Raw genomic sequence first — 15,537 nt, forward strand, 5'->3', positions numbered from 1 at the left:
GAGGCCGGGTGGCGCTGCGCGGCGAGCCTTCACGGATAAGCCCGCTCCTTCACAAGGCAGCTAAAAAAGGGGCTTCACGGATGACCGGGAAGAACCAAAAAAGGCCCGCATGATGCGGGCCTTTTGTTGAGCGGATGGAGCCGGGCAATCAGCCCGCCACCAGCACCCGGATCGCTTCCAGGCGCAGGGCGGCTTTTTCCAGCATGGCCAGGCCCTGTTCGCGCTGTTTGCGCAAGGTCACCAACTCGCTGTCACGGACCGTCGGGTTGACTGCTTGCAACGCGGTCAGGCGCGCCAGCTCTTCATCGGTGTCCGCGGCCAGGCGTCGTTGCGCCTCGGCCACACGTTCGGCGTGACGCGGTGCGACCTTGGCTTCGCCAGCGTTGATCTTCGGCGCCAGTTGATCGCGCTGGGCCTGGATGAACTTGTTGGCGCTGGCCTTGGGTACACTTTCCAACTGGTCGTTCAGGGTTTCGAAGGCCACCCGAGCCGACAGATCGTTGCCATTGGCGTCCAGCAAGCAGCGCAGTGCGGCCGGTGGCAGGTAGCGACCCAGTTGCAGCGAACGCGGGGCAACCACTTCACTCACATACAGCAGCTCGAGCAGCACGGTACCGGGTTTCAGCGCCTTGTTCTTGATCAGGGCCACGGCGGTGTTGCCCATGGAGCCCGACAGCACCAGGTCCATGCCGCCTTGCACCATCGGGTGTTCCCAGGTGATGAACTGCATGTCCTCGCGGGACAGTGCTTGGTTGCGGTCATAGGTGATGGTCACGCCTTCGTCGTCGCCCAGGGGGAAGCTGGCATCGAGCATCTTCTCGCTGGGCTTGAGGATCAGGGCGTTTTCCGAGTGGTCCTCGCTGTCGATGCCGAAAGCGTCGAACAGGGTTTCCATGTAGATCGGCAGGGTGAACTGATCGTCTTGCTCAAGGATCGCTTCCACCAGAGCATCGCCTTCGCCGGCACCGCCGGAGTTGAGTTCCAGCAGACGGTCGCGGCCAGTGTGCAGCTCGGCTTCCAGGCGTTCGCGTTCGCCGCGGGCCTCGTCGATCAGCGCTTGCCACTGCCCATCGTCGGCATTTTCCAGCAGCGGCAGCAGGCGTGGGCCGAACTGGTGTTGTAGGGCGTTGCCGGTCGGGCAGGTGTTGAGGAAGGCGTTCAGTGCTTCGTGGTACCACTGGAACAGGCGCTCTTGCGGGCTGGTTTCCAGGTACGGCACGTGCAGTTCGATCACGTGTTTCTGGCCGATCCGGTCCAAGCGGCCGATGCGCTGTTCCAGCAGGTCTGGGTGCGACGGCAGATCGAACAGCACCAAGTGATGGGCGAACTGGAAGTTGCGGCCTTCACTGCCGATTTCCGAGCAGATCAGCACCTGGGCGCCGAACTCTTCATCGGCGAAGTAGGCTGCGGCGCGGTCGCGCTCAAGGATGTTCATGCCTTCATGGAACACCGTGGCGGGGATGCCGGAGCGCACGCGCAGGGCGTCTTCCAGGTCCATGGCGGTTTCCGCGTGGGCGCAGATCACCAGGACCTTGGTGCGCTTGAGCATCTTCAACTGGTCGATCAGCCACTCGACCCGCGGGTCGAACTTCCACCAACGCTCTTCGTCGCTGGCTTCTGGCTGAGCCTGGAAGCTGACTTCCGGGTACAGTTCGGCGTGTTCGCCCAGCGGCAGTTCCAGGTATTCGTCCGGGCAGGGCATCGGGTAGGCATGCAGCTTGCGCTCCGGGAAGCCCTGCACGGCGGCGCGGGTGTTGCGGAACAGCACGCGGCCGGTGCCGTGGCGGTCCAACAGCTCGCGCACCAGGCGTGCGCTGGCTTCGCTGTCGCCCTCGTTGACCGCCGCCAGCAGGGCTTCGCCCTCGTTGCCGAGGAAGCTTTGGATGGTTTCGTGGGCTTTTGGCGACAGGCTGCCTTTATCCAGCAGTTCCTGTACGGCTTCGGCCACGGGGCGGTAGTTTTCGCTCTCGGCACGGAAGGCCGCGAGGTCGTGGAAACGGTTCGGGTCCAGCAGGCGCAGACGGGCGAAGTGGCTGTCCTGGCCCAGTTGCTCCGGGGTCGCGGTCAGCAGCAGCACGCCGGGGATGGTCTCGGCCAACTGTTCCACCAGGGCGTATTCCGGGCTGACCTGATCTTCGTGCCACACCAGGTGGTGGGCTTCGTCGACCACCATCAGATCCCAGCCGGCGGCGAACAGTGCGTCCTGGGCTTTCTCGTCGTCCACCAGCCACTCCAGGGCCACCAGGGCCAGTTGGGTGTCTTCGAACGGGTTGCTGGCATCGCTCTCGATAAAGCGTTCTTCATCGAACAGCGCCACTTGCAGGTTGAAGCGGCGGCGCATTTCCACCAGCCACTGGTGCTGGAGGTTTTCCGGAACCAGGATCAGCACCCGATTGGCGCGACCCGATAGCAGCTGGCGATGGATCACCAGGCCGGCTTCGATGGTCTTGCCCAGACCCACTTCGTCCGCCAGGAGGACCCGCGGCGCGATGCGATCGGCCACTTCACGGGCAATGTGCAACTGGTGAGCGATGGGTTGGGCGCGCACGCCACCCAGGCCCCAGAGCGAGGATTGCAGCTGGCGGCTGGTGTGTTCCAGGGTGTGATAGCGCAGAGAGAACCAGGCCAGCGGGTCGATCTGGCCAGCGAACAGACGGTCGCTGGCCAGACGGAACTGGATGAAGTTCGAGAGCTGGGTTTCTGGCAGGGTGACGGCTTCGTTCTGCCCGTTGAGGCCGTGGTAGACCAGCAGGCCGTCGACGTCATCGACTTCCTGTACGGTCATTTTCCAGCCTTCGAAGTGGGTGATGCTGTCACCCGGAGAGAACCTCACACGAGTGAGAGGTGCATTCCGTAGCGCATACTGGCGGGTGTCGCCAGTGGCCGGATAGAGCACGGTCAGCAAGCGACCGTCCTGTGCCAGAACGGTGCCTAAACCCAGCTCGGCTTCGCTGTCACTAATCCAGCGTTGCCCCGGTTGATACTGCTGCGCCATGCTGCCTGACTCCCGCTTTGAAAAAGCCGACTATCTTAACGGAACGATGCTTCTAGTCCAAAGAACTCTGATAAAACACCTGCACGATAAAGGTAGCGTAGAGCGGGCGTTCATCGGGGAGCCGGGCACTATCGGCTGACGACTGGGTCACAGTTTTACGACCGATGGCTCAAGTCGCCCATGCCGCAGCCGACAGCCTGCCGACAGGAGATCAATAATATGCTGCCACCGATGCTCCCTTTGAGCGCCGTGCCTATCACTTCCCAGCAGGACCCGGTGCGCCAGCGTCCGGATATCCCGCCGGTGGTGCCAGTGCAGGAAAGCTCCAATGAAAGCACCATTGATATGCAAAAGCGTGATGCCGAGCAGTCGGCATTGCTCTTGCGTGAGGAGCAGCAGCGCCAGCAACAAAAGCAACGGCGACGCGAGCGCGAAGCTGAAGCCGAAGACGATTCGCAGGCGCACTCGGCAGTGCCAGGCGATGAGTTGAACGCCGACAATACCGTGCCAGTGGCACCCTTGATCGAAGGTGCCCCGCGCCAGGGCTTGTGGGTGGACGTCGAGGTCTGAGTGGCGAATAAGACATCCCCTGGCAGCGATTTTATTGCCGCAGTGCAGGTCTGATCACTGGTCAGGTGCGGCGCCACGTCGCATTATTGTCACCTCTGCCCGGGTCGCTCTGTATCTCCTCACAGGGCGGCTGATATTGATCTCGAGTGATGCAAGCCAAGCCATGAATCAAGATGACAAGCTGATCGACCTGAACACTGAGCGCGCCAAGCGCGTGCATGATCTCAATGAAAAGCGCTTGAATGAGGTGCGTCAGGCATTCGAGCAAGCCATGCCTTTGGGTAAAACCAAGAAAAAGCCGAAAAACAAACCGAAAAAGCGCTGAACAGGGCGCTTTCTGTTGATTTGGATCAGTTATTCCCCCTTCCTCCCGCCCTGTCTTGGGCGACATTGACCCCGGTCAATTTTCCCCGCCGCCTGTTTGGTTAACTTAGCCCCATCGCAACAGGGCAAGAGCAGGAGGCCAGTCATGTTTTTCGACAATGTGGTGATCGCCGGAGTGCTGACTGTCGGCCTCATGGTTCTGTTTTTCGCAGGGTTTGGATTCTTCATCTGGAAAGACGCAAATAAGCGCAAGAAACCTTAGGTCTTTCCAGGGCAACGAGCACGCAAGGCATTTTGGGCAACTTCGGTTGCCCTTTTTTTTGCCTGTAAGAAAGTGCGAGCGAAAAAAAAGGTGCGTCCGAGGACGCACCTTTTTTCGCTGGGCGTGTATCAGTTGCCCAGAATCGTGGACGCCAGCCAGAACAGGCCGGCAGACAGCGCCACGGTGGCCGGCAGTGTCAGAACCCATGCCATGAGGATGGTTCTCACCGTACCGCCCTGCAGACCGCTCTTGTTGGCGACCATGGTCCCGGCTACGCCGGAAGACAGCACGTGGGTGGTGGAGACCGGGAGGCTGAAGATGTTGGCCAGGCCAATCAAGCCTGCCGCAGTGATCTGTGCCGACATGCCCTGGGCGTAGGTCATGCCTTGCTTGCCGATCTTTTCGCCAATGGTCAGCACGACGCGCTTCCAGCCGATCATGGTGCCCATGCCGAGCGCCAGAGCAACGGCCAGAATCACCCAGAACGGTGCGTACTCGGTGGTGGCGGTCAGGTCCTTGCGCAACTTGTCCAGGTCAGCCTTTTCACGGGTTGACAGGTTCGGCAGTTTGCCCACTTTCTTCGCCGTGTCATCCAGACACAGCAAGTAGCGACGCACTTCGATGCGGCTTTCCGGCGACAGCGAGTGGTAGTCGGCGACACCCTTGAGGCTGCTCAGCAGGGCGCTGATGGTGGGCTCAGTCTGTTGCGGGTTGCAGCGGAATTTGCCCGGCAGGTCGTCTTTTACGCTCTTGCCCAGGGCCAGGAATTCGCCCAGAGAGTCGTGGTTGCGTTCATAGAACTGACTCAGGTGCAGGGTCGCGTCGCGGGTCCGTTCGATCTGGTAGGTGGTGCTGTTGAGGTCCAGCACGAACTGCGCAGGCACGATGCCGATCAGTACCAACATGATCAAGCCAATACCTTTTTGGCCGTCGTTGGAACCGTGGACAAAGCTTACCGCCATGGCCGAGATCACCAAAACCAGACGGTTCCAGAACGGCGGATGCTTCTTGTCATCGACTTTGCGGCGCTGTTCCGGGGTTTTGTGCATCTTGGAGATCGGTCGCCACCATTTCAGGCCGATCAATACCAGCGCTGCAATAATAAAGCCGGCCATTGGCGAGAACACCAGGGACGCGCCGATATCGATCGCCTTCTGCCAGTTCACGCCATCTCCCAGGGGGATGTCATTGAGCAGGGCGTTGGCCAGGCCGACACCGAGGATCGAACCGATCAGCGTGTGCGAGCTGGAGGCGGGAATACCGAAGTACCAAGTGCCCAGGTTCCAGGTGATGGCAGCGGCCAGCAACGAGAAGACCATTGCCAGACCGTGCCCGGTGTTGACATTGATCAGCAGTTCTACCGGCAGCAGGTGGACGATGGCGTAAGCCACGCCAACGCCGCCCAGCAACACGCCGAGGAAATTGAAAACACCGGAAAAAAATACAGCCAGGTGCGGCGGCATGGCTTTGGTGTAGATAACAGTGGCAACCGCATTAGCGGTGTCATGAAAGCCGTTGATGAACTCGTAGGCGAGGACAAAAGCCAGGGCGAGCAAGAGGCTCACAAGCACCCACGCATCCAGTCCGCTGAATAAATCGATCATTTAGGTTTTCTGACCCGGTCATAAGGGGGCGCGATTATGCCAGAAAACCCTGGTAATCAATGCACAAGGTGCTCGTCGGTAACATTCTTCAACGAAAAAACTGACCGGGAGCAGCGTTTTCTTTGATTTCTATTATGCGCGGCAAGCCATTGATTTTACTGGGCTGGACGCAGCGGCCGAGGAAATGACAGGGAGCTTGCAAGAGTTAAAACGCTTGTATGAAATTTCAACATAAGGGCTTGTCGGGTGCCGTTTTTCGCCCGGATAGAGCGCGGCGGCGAAGGGCTCGAGGTAGCGAGCGACAATGATCTGTCCGGCCGCTGAGGTCATCGAGCGGACAAGGGTGCAAGCCCTGAAAAAGTCAGGCGGGCAGCACTATGGCTGTTCGGCCTTGAGTTCCTTTTCCATTTTTTGCAGTTCTTGAGTGAACGCTTGGTCACGAACACTGGCGCGTTTGCGCCAAGGTTTGCGTTCAGGTTCGGGCTGGGCTGCATAGCGGGTGATTTCACCGCCGTAAACTTCCTTGTAACGTTGTTCCTGGCGCTCAAGTTCCGCGCGCAGTTCGTCTTTTGTCACAGTGTTACCTAATTGATGAGAGGTCCATTCCGGTGCTACGCATTGCCTGTGAGCCACTTTAAAGAATCGGCTTCACGACCTGTTGAGTCCTGACACCTGATCCTTTCAAGCGTGCCTATTGTTGCATGCGGCCACGTCACCGGATGAAAACGACTGTCGTAGCAACAGTGTTGTTGGCTGCAAGCGGTTTGGCCGAATCTGATTTGAGGTCAAGCGCTTGCGGAGGATGACCGATTGTAGCCTCAGGTCACCTGAATGAGTGCGGATGGGAGTGACTCCGCTTTTCTCACTCCAGCAGTATAGCTTCGGAGAAGAATAACTCTATTGCTGATTAGTTTTAAACAGTCAACTTTATTGTGAGGATTTTGTGACACGTAAGTTCTAGTCATTTCCTACATGATCGGTGCCGTCGACGTACTCTACTGACGGAAACCTATATGGGACGAGTTACTTATTTATACAAGTGACGGGCTGAGGAAATACTGAGCGTGTTACCTGGCAGTTGCCGTTTACTGCTGCCAATCATTGCAATCAATGCGCGGAATACAGCGCTGCGATGGTCTGCGTGGTGGATTGCGATAATCGGTCGACGGTTCGATAATCGCCCAATGTTGCGGGTACCAGCTTGTGTTGACGCTCCAATACGGCTTGTAATACGGCAGAATTTCGTCGCAGAGAACCTGACATGAACGATCAGATGCGTAATTCCTTTACCTCAGTAGCGCCGCCGATTGTGGCCTCCGCGGCGAAGAGGATTCAGGCGTTGACCGGTGACCCTGATTTCATGACTTCTCTGGCCCGGGGGTTGGCGGTGGTGCAGGCGTTCCAGGAGCGCAAGCGCCACCTGACCATTGCCCAGATCAGCCACCGTACGGAGATTCCGCGGGCGGCGGTGCGTCGCTGTCTGCATACCTTGATCAAGTTGGGGTACGCCACCACCGACGGGCGCACTTATTCGTTGCTGCCCAAGGTGTTGACCCTGGGCCATGCCTACCTGTCGTCGACGCCCCTGGCAGTGTCTGCGCAACCCTATCTGGATCGCATGAGCGAGCAACTCCATGAAGCCTGCAACATGGCCACGCTGGAAGGTGATGACATTCTCTATATTGCCCGTTCAGCCACGACTCAGCGGCTGATTTCCGTCGATCTTTCGGTGGGTGGGCGGCTGCCGGCGTACTGCACTTCCATGGGGCGGATTCTGCTGGCCGCGCTGGATGACTTGTCGCTCCACGAATACCTTGAACACGCCGATCTGCAGGCCAAGACCAGCCGGACCCTGCACACCCCCGAAGCGCTGTTGGAATGCTTGCAGCAAGTGCGTCAGCAAGGTTGGTGCATTGTTGATCAGGAACTGGAGCAGGGGCTGCGCTCCATTGCGGTGCCGGTATACGACGCTTCCGGTCAGGTGCTGGCGGCGCTGAATGTCAGTACGCACGCCGCTCGGGTCAGTCGTGCCGAGCTGGAACAGCGCTTTCTGCCTGGTTTATTGAGCGCCAGTCGCGACCTCAGTGCTCAGCTGTTTGCGTAAGCTGTTCGATAAACGCACAGATACTCCTCTGGCGAATTGACGCTGTTTCCCTCGGCTCATTAATGTCGCGGCAGCGTCATCGGCGGCAAACAGGTGTTGCCTGCCCGCGGTCGATGGCCCGTCCCATAATAAAGAAGAGGCCCACTCATGAGCACGCTCTCCCCGCGCCGTTGCCACGACCGCTCTTGTCGTCCTGCTCGAATCGCCTGATTCCGCTCCTCCTCGTTACGTGAACTGATCAGCCTTGGCAGCATGCGCTTGCCTGCGTTTTAGTGTGGAAATAAAAATAATGAATCAACCCCAATCTGCTGTTGGCAACTGCCTCGATGTGCAGTCCTTTATCAATGCCCAACCCTTGTCCCGTTACCAATGGCGAGTGGTGATCCTGTGTTTCCTGATTGTCTTCCTCGATGGCTTGGACACTGCGGCCATGGGCTTCATCGCCCCGGCACTGTCCCAGGACTGGGGGATCGACCGCGCCAGCCTTGGTCCGGTGATGAGCGCCGCGCTGATCGGCATGGTGTTCGGCGCTCTGGGTTCCGGGCCGCTGGCTGACCGTTTCGGCCGCAAAGTGGTGCTGGTGGGGGCAGTGTTCTTGTTTGGCGCGTTTAGTCTGGCGTCGGCCTACAGCAGCAATGTCGACCAGTTGCTGGTTTTGCGCTTTCTTACCGGCCTCGGATTGGGAGCGGGCATGCCCAATGCCACTACATTGCTTTCGGAATACACCCCTGAGCGGCACAAATCGTTGCTGGTAACCAGCATGTTCTGCGGCTTCAACCTGGGCATGGCGGGCGGCGGTTTCATTTCCGCCAAGCTGATTCCCGCCTTTGGTTGGCACAGTCTGTTGTTGATCGGCGGGGTTCTGCCGTTGATCCTGACCCTGGTGCTGGTGGTCTGGCTGCCAGAGTCGGCGCGCTACCTGGTGGTGCGCAATCGCGGCACTGACAAGGTGCGCAAAACCTTGGCCCCGATTGCCCCGGCAATCGTCGGCGAGGCCGGCAGCTTCAGCGTGCCGGAACAGAAGACGGTGAAGGCGCGTAACGTTTTTGCGGTGATCTTCTCCGGTGCTTACAGCGTCGGCACCTTGCTGCTGTGGTTGACCTATTTCATGGGTTTGGTGATCGTCTATCTGCTGACCAGTTGGTTGCCGACCTTGATGCGCGACAGCGGCGCCAGCATGGAGCAGGCCGCCTTCATTGGTGCCTTGTTCCAGTTCGGTGGGGTGCTTAGCGCCGTGGGCGTGGGCTGGGCCATGGACCGTTTCAATCCGCACAAGGTGATTGGCTGTTTTTACCTGCTGGCCGGGGTCTTCGCCTACGCCGTTGGGCAGAGCCTGGGCAATATCACCTTACTGGCCATTCTGGTGCTGATCGCCGGCATGTGCGTCAACGGCGCGCAATCGGCGATGCCCTCCCTGGCGGCGCGTTTCTATCCGACCCAGGGGCGTGCCACGGGGGTGTCCTGGATGCTCGGCATCGGCCGTTTCGGCGCCATTCTCGGTGCCTGGATGGGCGCCACCCTGCTGGGCCTGGGTTGGAACTTCGAACAGGTACTGACCGCCCTGGTGATTCCGGCGGCCTTGGCCACTACGGCGGTGGTGATCAAAGGCATGGTCAGTCACGCGGATGCGACCTGACGGCATCTCGCCCCGCTGTGCGATCGGGCCCGCAGGGCACGCTGCTCCTGAAGGCCCACCGCAAGGTGCTTCGAAGCTTGCGGTGGCGGCCACAACCGACCGTCAGGGCTGTTGTGAGGCGGGAGAGCGGTAATCGATAGCCTTGCAACAATTCGTTCGATAATCGAACACTCAGTCGATTATCGGATTGTTTGGGGTCTGGCTCCCGCTTAATCTTCAGTCACTGCGGCGCGCCCAGAGCGCCTTTTTCTCCAGTCGCTGAATAACTATCGGGAGACCCCATCCATGGCTGAAATCCTTTCGCTGCACGACGCGGTGAAGCAATTCGTCAACGACGGCGACACCGTCGCGCTCGAAGGCTTCACCCACCTGATTCCTACGGCCGCAGGTCATGAAATCATCCGCCAGGGTAAGAAAGACCTGACTCTGGTACGGATGACCCCTGACTTGATCTACGACCAATTGATTGGTGCCGGTTGCGCTCGCAAGCTGATTTTCTCCTGGGGCGGTAATCCGGGCGTGGGTTCCTTGCATCGCCTGCGCGATGCCGTGGAAAAACAGTGGCCACAGCCGCTGGAAATCGAAGAGCACAGCCACGCCGACCTGGCCAACGCCTATGTCGCCGGCGCTTCGGGCTTGCCGTTCGCCGTGCTGCGGGCCTACGCCGGCTCCGACCTGCCCAAGGTCAACCCGCTGATCAAGACCGTGACCTGCCCCTTCACCGGTGAAGTGCTGGCGGCGGTGCCTTCGGTACGCCCCGACGTGACGGTGATCCACGCGCAGAAAGCCGACCGTAAGGGCAACGTGCTGCTGTGGGGGATCCTGGGTGTGCAGAAAGAGGCCGCCCTGGCCGCCAAGCGCTGCATCGTCACTGTCGAGGAAATCGTCGACGACCTGAACGCCCCGATGAACGCCTGCGTGCTGCCGACCTGGGCCCTGAGCGCGGTCTGCCATGTGCCGGGCGGTGCCCATCCGTCCTACGCCCATGGTTATTCCGAGCGTGACAACCGCTTCTACCAGGCCTGGGATCCGATCGCCCGTGACCGTGAAACCTTCACTGCCTGGATCAACGAATACATTCGCGGCAGTGCCGACTTCAGCGAATTTCAGGCCAAGCTGGCCGCAGCTTCGGAGGCCCAGTAATGAACTACTCCACCCATGAAATGATGACCGTGGCCGCCGCCCGTCGCCTGCAGAACGGTTCGGTGTGCTTCGTCGGCATCGGCCTGCCGTCCAAGGCCGCCAACCTGGCGCGCCTGACCTCGTCGCCGGACGTAGTGCTGATCTACGAATCCGGCCCGATTGGTGCCAAGCCCAGCGTGCTGCCGCTGTCCATCGGTGACGGTGAACTGGCGGAAACCGCCGATACCGTAGTCCCCACCGGAGAGATTTTCCGCTACTGGCTGCAAGGCGGGCGCATCGACGTGGGGTTCCTCGGCGCGGCCCAGGTCGACCGCTTCGGCAACATCAACACCACCGTGGTCGGTGATTACCACCGGCCCAAGGTGCGCCTGCCGGGGGCCGGCGGTGCTCCGGAAATCGCCGGTTCGGCGAAAAGCGTGCTGATCATCCTCAAGCAGTCGTCCCGTTCCTTCGTCGACAAGCTGGACTTCATCACTTCCGTCGGTCACGGCGAGGGTGGCGACTCGCGCCAGCGTCTGGGCCTGCCCGGCGCCGGTCCGGTGGGGATCATCACCGACCTGTGCATCATGGAGCCGGAAGCTGGCACCCACGAATTCATCGTCACCTCGCTGCACCCGGGCGTGACCCGCGAGCAGGTGGTGGCCGCCACCGGCTGGGCGATCCGTTTCGCCGAACACGTGGTCGAGACGGCCGCACCCACCGAAGTCGAACTGACCGCCCTGCGTGACCTGGAAGCACGCACCGCCGCGGCCCATGGCCAAGCTCCTGGAGAAGCCTGATGCGTGACGTATTCATCTGCGATGCCATTCGTACCCCCATCGGCCGTTTTGGCGGCGGCCTCTCGGTGGTCCGTGCCGACGATTTAGCGGCAGTGCCGATCAGGGCCTTGATAGAACGCAACCCGAGCGTGGACTGGAGTGCCGTGGACGAGGTGTTCTTCGGCTGCGCCAACCAGGCTGGCGAGGACAACCGCAACGTGGCGCGCATGGCGCTGCTGCTGGCCGGCCTGCCGGACAGCGTGCCCGGTGTTACCCTCAACCGTCTCTGCGCCTCGGGCCTGGACGCCATCGGCACCGCGTTCCGCGCCATCGCCAGCGGTGAGATGGAGCTGGCGATTGCCGGTGGAGTCGAGTCCATGTCCCGTGCGCCCTTTGTCATGGGCAAGGCCGATACGGCCTTCTCGCGCAACATGAAACTGGAAGACACCACCATCGGCTGGCGTTTCATCAACCCGCTGATGAAGGCCCAGTACGGCGTGGATGCCATGCCGCAGACCGCCGACAACGTGGCTGACGACTATCAAGTGTCCCGCGCCGACCAGGACGCCTTCGCCCTGCGCAGCCAGCAGCGCGCGGCCGCGGCCCAGGCCGCCGGGTTCTTCGCCGAGGAAATCGTTCCGGTGCGCGTCGCCCACAAGAAGGGCGAGACAGTGGTTGAGCAGGACGAACATCCGCGTGCCGACACCACCCTGGAAACCCTGGCCAAGCTCAAGCCGGTCAACGGTCCGGACAAGACCGTTACCGCCGGCAATGCCTCCGGGGTCAACGACGGTGCCGCGGCGCTGATCCTGGCCTCGGCTGAAGCGGTGGAAAAGCACGGTCTGACCCCTCGGGCCCGGGTCCTGGGCATGGCCAGCGCCGGGGTGGCGCCGCGCGTGATGGGCATTGGCCCGGTGCCGGCGGTGCGCAAGCTGGTCGAGCGGCTGGGGGTGGCGGTCAGCGATTTCGATGTGATCGAACTCAACGAAGCCTTCGCCAGTCAGGGCCTGGCGGTACTGCGCGAACTGGGGCTGGCGGACGATGCGCCACAGGTCAACCCCAATGGCGGCGCCATTGCTCTCGGTCACCCGCTGGGCATGAGCGGCGCGCGCCTGGTGCTGACGGCCCTGCATCAGCTGGAAAAGAACGGCGGTAAAAAAGGCCTGGCCACCATGTGCGTAGGTGTCGGCCAAGGGCTTGCGCTGGCCATCGAGCGGGTCTGACTGCCTGCCTTATAAGAAGAGAACGAGGAACCACCATGAGTGACAAGCCCGGTTACCGGCGCCCGCAAGCGGGTACTCAGCCTGATTACCTGCACCCGGCCTACCAGTCGACCAACACCCGCTCGCCGTCCAAGCCGCTGGTGTTCCTGCCCCATTCGCTGTCGGAAATCACCGGCCCGAGCATCGGCGCCGAATCGATCCAGGAACGGGACAACGACCTGACAGCCCAGCACCAAGGCCAGCCCCAGGGCGAGCGGATCATCATCCACGGCCGCGTGCTGGACGAAAACGGCCTGCCGGTGCCGGGCATCCTGGTGGAGATCTGGCAGGCCAACGCCGCCGGTCGTTATAACCACGACCGCGACCTGCACGATGCACCGCTGGATCCGAACTTCACCGGCACCGGGCGCACCGTGACCGATGCCGACGGCTGGTATCAGTTCCAGACCATCAAGCCCGGCGCCTACCCCTGGGGCAACCACCACAATGCCTGGCGCCCGGCGCATATCCATTTTTCGCTGTTCGGCCCAAGCATCCTCACCCGTCTGGTGACCCAGATGTATTTCCCCGGCGACCCGCTGCTGGAATATGACCCGATCTACAACTGCGTGCCGGACACCCGTGCCAAGGAACGCCTGATCGCCCGTTTCGATCTAGAGAAAACCATCCCTTCCTACGCCCTCGGTTACCGTTGGGACATCGTCCTGCGCGGCCGCGATGCCACGCCGATGGAGAAATGACATGACCCTGACCGCGACTACCTCCCACACCGTTGGCCCTTACTACCACATCGGCCTGACCTGGCTGAATCGCGAGGACCTGACCGAGGAAGGCACCCTGGGCGAGCGGGTGGCGATCACCGGCCAGGTGGTGGACGGCAACGGTAACTTCGTCAACGACGCCATGCTGGAAGTCTGGCAAGCCAACGCTGCAGGCAAGTACCGCCACGGCGAGGACGAGCAGGCCAAACCCCTGGACCCGCACTTCCAGGGGTTTGGCCGGGTGCCGGTGGATGCCGAAGGGCGTTTCCGCTTTACCACCATCAAGCCGGGTACGGTGCCGGGCCTGAAGGGCACGACCCAGGCGCCGCACCTGGTGGTACTGGTGTTTGCCCGTGGACTGGTCAAGCACCTGCTGACCCGCATCTACTTCGACGGCGAGCCGGCCAATGCCGCCGATTCACTGCTGGCCTGCGTGCCCGAAGAGCGCCGCACCACCTTGCTGGCCAAGGCCGATGCCGAGGGCTGCTATCAGTGGAACGTGATTCTCCAGGGTTCCGATGCCGAAACCGTGTTCTTCGACTACTGACTCGGAGCAGTTTGTAGCCGCTGCCGCAGGCTGCGAGCGGCTTGGGCGGCATACCGACGCAGCAGAGGCGACGAGCTTGATAGGCCGCAAGAGGTTCGGCTTGAGAGCGCCAAGCAGGGCTCGGGGTGGGGCTTTTCGCAGCCTTGCCGGGGCTCGGCAGCGGCTACAGGTCCACAGACCAAGATTGATTCCTGCCCGGGAGTGGGCAGGGCGCTATCCACGGGGAACGGGAGTGTTGCAAGGTGTGTCTAGGCTCACACCGTCCCCCATGAGTGAAAAACATGACTACAAGCACAAGTCACTACACCGGAGAGGAACGCCGCAAAAGGATTTTTGCGATTGTCGGTGCATCTTCCGGCAACCTGGTGGAATGGTTCGATTTCTACGTCTACGCCTTTTGCGCCATCTATTTTGCCCCGGCCTTTTTTCCTTCCGACGATCCCACGGTGCAGTTGCTCAACACTGCCGGGGTATTTGCAGCAGGATTTCTGATGCGCCCCATCGGTGGCTGGCTGTTCGGCCGGGTCGCCGACCGCCACGGGCGCAAGAACTCAATGATGATCTCGGTGCTGATGATGTGCGCCGGCTCTCTGGTCATCGCCTTTCTGCCAACCTACGCCAGCATTGGCGCCTGGGCACCGTTCCTGCTGTTGGTGGCGCGGCTGTTCCAGGGGCTATCGGTGGGGGGCGAATACGGCACTACGGCCACTTACATGAGTGAAGTGGCGCTCAAGGGCCAGCGTGGCTTCTTCGCCTCCTTCCAATACGTGACACTGATCGGCGGGCAACTGCTGGCCGTGTCGGTGGTGGTGATTCTTCAGCAGTTTCTCGATGAGCCCGAACTCAAAGCCTGGGGCTGGCGCATTCCGTTTGTGATCGGTGCCATTGCTGCGTTGATCTCGCTGTTGCTGCGTCGCTCGCTGAAAGAAACCACCAGCAAGGAGATGCGCGAGAACAAGGATGCCGGCAGCATCGCCGCGCTGTTCAAGAACCATTCGGCGGCCTTTATTACCGTGCTCGGCTACACCGCCGGCGGCTCGCTGATTTTCTACACCTTCACCACCTACATGCAGAAGTACCTGGTGAATACCGCGGGCATGCACGCCAAGACCGCCAGCTACATCATGACGGGCGCGCTGTTCTGCTACATGTGCATGCAGCCGTTGTTCGGCATGCTGGCGGACAGGATCGGCCGGCGTAATTCGATGCTCTGGTTCGGCGCCCTGGGCACCCTGTTCACCGTCCCGATCCTGCTGACTTTGAAGACCGTCAGCAGTCCGTTCCTGGCCTTTGTACTGATCACCCTGGCCCTGGCCATCGTCAGTTTCTACACCTCCATCAGCGGCCTGGTGAAGGCCGAGATGTTCCCGCCACAAGTGCGGGCGCTGGGGGTAGGCTTGGCTTATGCGGTGGCCAATGCGATCTTCGGTGGCTCGGCAGAATGGGTGGCCCTGAACTTCAAGAACATGGGCATGGAAAACACCTTCTACTGGTATGTCACGGCGATGATGGCGATTGCTTTCCTGTTCAGCCTGCGTCTGCCGAAACAGGCTGCATACTTGCACCATGACCTTTGACCCGTACGCCTGTGCCCGCCTAGGGCACAGGCG

At 60.9% G+C, this 15,537-nt stretch carries 14 protein-coding genes; 11 read left to right on the top strand and 3 right to left on the bottom strand.

Annotation, left to right across the window (positions count from 1 at the left end; all coding sequences use genetic code 11):
- Positions 1–148 precede the first annotated feature (148 nt).
- Positions 149–2,995 (bottom strand): RNA polymerase-associated protein RapA, encoded by a 2,847-nt coding sequence (rapA, locus tag PLD_RS21830; protein ID WP_159896384.1) that lies wholly within the window; start codon positions 2,993–2,995, stop codon positions 149–151.
- A gap of 219 nt (positions 2,996–3,214) precedes the next feature.
- Between rapA and PLD_RS21835 the strand changes: the two genes are divergently transcribed.
- From PLD_RS21835 to ccoM, 3 genes are all read left to right on the top strand, one after another.
- Entirely contained in the window at positions 3,215–3,565 is a 351-nt protein-coding gene (locus tag PLD_RS21835; protein WP_159896386.1) for an aspartate-semialdehyde dehydrogenase, read from the top strand.
- A 163-nt stretch (positions 3,566–3,728) separates the two neighbouring features.
- Positions 3,729–3,890: a hypothetical protein gene (locus tag PLD_RS30485; protein WP_178116198.1), complete on the top strand. Its 162-nt coding sequence runs from the start codon at positions 3,729–3,731 to the stop codon at positions 3,888–3,890.
- Between the two features lie 144 nt (positions 3,891–4,034).
- The gene (gene ccoM, locus PLD_RS30960) at positions 4,035–4,151 is read left to right on the top strand and encodes a cytochrome c oxidase subunit CcoM (RefSeq protein WP_015634423.1); all 117 of its coding nucleotides are present in this window, start codon (positions 4,035–4,037) and stop codon (positions 4,149–4,151) included.
- Positions 4,152–4,279: 128 nt separating this feature from the next.
- On the opposite strand, the gene PLD_RS21840 is transcribed toward ccoM, so the two are convergent.
- Together PLD_RS21840 and PLD_RS21845 are read right to left on the bottom strand one after the other, a co-directional pair.
- Complete coding sequence (locus tag PLD_RS21840; RefSeq protein ID WP_159896388.1) at positions 4,280–5,755, bottom strand: inorganic phosphate transporter; 1,476 nt, start codon at positions 5,753–5,755, stop codon at positions 4,280–4,282.
- A gap of 375 nt (positions 5,756–6,130) precedes the next feature.
- Positions 6,131–6,331: a hypothetical protein gene (locus PLD_RS21845; protein WP_159896390.1), complete on the bottom strand. Its 201-nt coding sequence runs from the start codon at positions 6,329–6,331 to the stop codon at positions 6,131–6,133.
- A gap of 685 nt (positions 6,332–7,016) precedes the next feature.
- On the opposite strand from PLD_RS21845, the gene pcaR reads away from it, so the two are divergent.
- The 8 genes from pcaR to PLD_RS21885 all read left to right on the top strand — a co-directional run bounded on the left by pcaR (position 7,017) and on the right by PLD_RS21885 (position 15,504).
- Positions 7,017–7,859: a pca regulon transcriptional regulator PcaR gene (pcaR, locus tag PLD_RS21850; RefSeq protein WP_159896392.1), complete on the top strand. Its 843-nt coding sequence runs from the start codon at positions 7,017–7,019 to the stop codon at positions 7,857–7,859.
- Positions 7,860–8,148: 289 nt separating this feature from the next.
- Complete coding sequence (locus tag PLD_RS21855) at positions 8,149–9,495, top strand: MFS transporter (RefSeq protein WP_159896394.1); 1,347 nt, start codon at positions 8,149–8,151, stop codon at positions 9,493–9,495.
- 285 nt (positions 9,496–9,780) lie between these two features.
- A complete protein-coding gene (locus PLD_RS21860; RefSeq protein ID WP_047284229.1) occupies positions 9,781–10,638 on the top strand; it encodes a CoA transferase subunit A in 858 nt (285 codons plus the stop codon).
- Positions 10,638–11,417 carry a CoA-transferase subunit beta gene (locus tag PLD_RS21865; protein WP_159896396.1) on the top strand — a complete coding sequence of 260 codons (780 nt, stop codon included), beginning with the start codon at positions 10,638–10,640 and terminating at the stop codon, positions 11,415–11,417. The genes PLD_RS21860 and PLD_RS21865 overlap by 1 nt, the downstream gene beginning before the upstream one ends.
- Complete coding sequence (gene pcaF / locus PLD_RS21870; RefSeq protein WP_178116242.1) at positions 11,414–12,619, top strand: 3-oxoadipyl-CoA thiolase; 1,206 nt, start codon at positions 11,414–11,416, stop codon at positions 12,617–12,619. The genes PLD_RS21865 and pcaF overlap by 4 nt, the downstream gene beginning before the upstream one ends.
- Positions 12,620–12,654: 35 nt before the next feature.
- Positions 12,655–13,359 carry a protocatechuate 3,4-dioxygenase subunit beta gene (gene pcaH, locus PLD_RS21875; protein WP_159896400.1) on the top strand — a complete coding sequence of 235 codons (705 nt, stop codon included), beginning with the start codon at positions 12,655–12,657 and terminating at the stop codon, positions 13,357–13,359.
- Position 13,360: 1 nt separating this feature from the next.
- The gene (gene pcaG, locus PLD_RS21880) at positions 13,361–13,927 is read left to right on the top strand and encodes a protocatechuate 3,4-dioxygenase subunit alpha (protein WP_159896402.1); all 567 of its coding nucleotides are present in this window, start codon (positions 13,361–13,363) and stop codon (positions 13,925–13,927) included.
- 281 nt (positions 13,928–14,208) lie between these two features.
- The gene (locus PLD_RS21885; RefSeq protein WP_159896404.1) at positions 14,209–15,504 is read left to right on the top strand and encodes an MFS family transporter; all 1,296 of its coding nucleotides are present in this window, start codon (positions 14,209–14,211) and stop codon (positions 15,502–15,504) included.
- The last annotated feature ends 33 nt before the right edge of the window (positions 15,505–15,537 follow it).

The sequence above is a fragment of the Pseudomonas sp. LD120 genome, from assembly GCF_009861525.1.
Taxonomy (GTDB): Bacteria; Pseudomonadota; Gammaproteobacteria; order Pseudomonadales; family Pseudomonadaceae; genus Aquipseudomonas.

What these genes read in the sequence shown, in the direction of transcription:
- rapA (WP_159896384.1), bottom strand. Translation starts at nt 2,995, where the DNA reads ATGGCGCAGCAGTATCAACCGGGGCAACGCTGGATTAGTGACAGCGAA.
- PLD_RS21835 (WP_159896386.1), top strand. Translation starts at nt 3,215, where the DNA reads ATGCTGCCACCGATGCTCCCTTTGAGCGCCGTGCCTATCACTTCCCAG.
- PLD_RS30485 (WP_178116198.1), top strand. Translation starts at nt 3,729, where the DNA reads ATGAATCAAGATGACAAGCTGATCGACCTGAACACTGAGCGCGCCAAG.
- ccoM (WP_015634423.1), top strand. Translation starts at nt 4,035, where the DNA reads ATGTTTTTCGACAATGTGGTGATCGCCGGAGTGCTGACTGTCGGCCTC.
- PLD_RS21840 (WP_159896388.1), bottom strand. Translation starts at nt 5,755, where the DNA reads ATGATCGATTTATTCAGCGGACTGGATGCGTGGGTGCTTGTGAGCCTC.
- pcaR (WP_159896392.1), top strand. Translation starts at nt 7,017, where the DNA reads ATGAACGATCAGATGCGTAATTCCTTTACCTCAGTAGCGCCGCCGATT.
- PLD_RS21855 (WP_159896394.1), top strand. Translation starts at nt 8,149, where the DNA reads ATGAATCAACCCCAATCTGCTGTTGGCAACTGCCTCGATGTGCAGTCC.
- PLD_RS21860 (WP_047284229.1), top strand. Translation starts at nt 9,781, where the DNA reads ATGGCTGAAATCCTTTCGCTGCACGACGCGGTGAAGCAATTCGTCAAC.
- PLD_RS21865 (WP_159896396.1), top strand. Translation starts at nt 10,638, where the DNA reads ATGAACTACTCCACCCATGAAATGATGACCGTGGCCGCCGCCCGTCGC.
- pcaH (WP_159896400.1), top strand. Translation starts at nt 12,655, where the DNA reads ATGAGTGACAAGCCCGGTTACCGGCGCCCGCAAGCGGGTACTCAGCCT.
- pcaG (WP_159896402.1), top strand. Translation starts at nt 13,361, where the DNA reads ATGACCCTGACCGCGACTACCTCCCACACCGTTGGCCCTTACTACCAC.
- PLD_RS21885 (WP_159896404.1), top strand. Translation starts at nt 14,209, where the DNA reads ATGACTACAAGCACAAGTCACTACACCGGAGAGGAACGCCGCAAAAGG.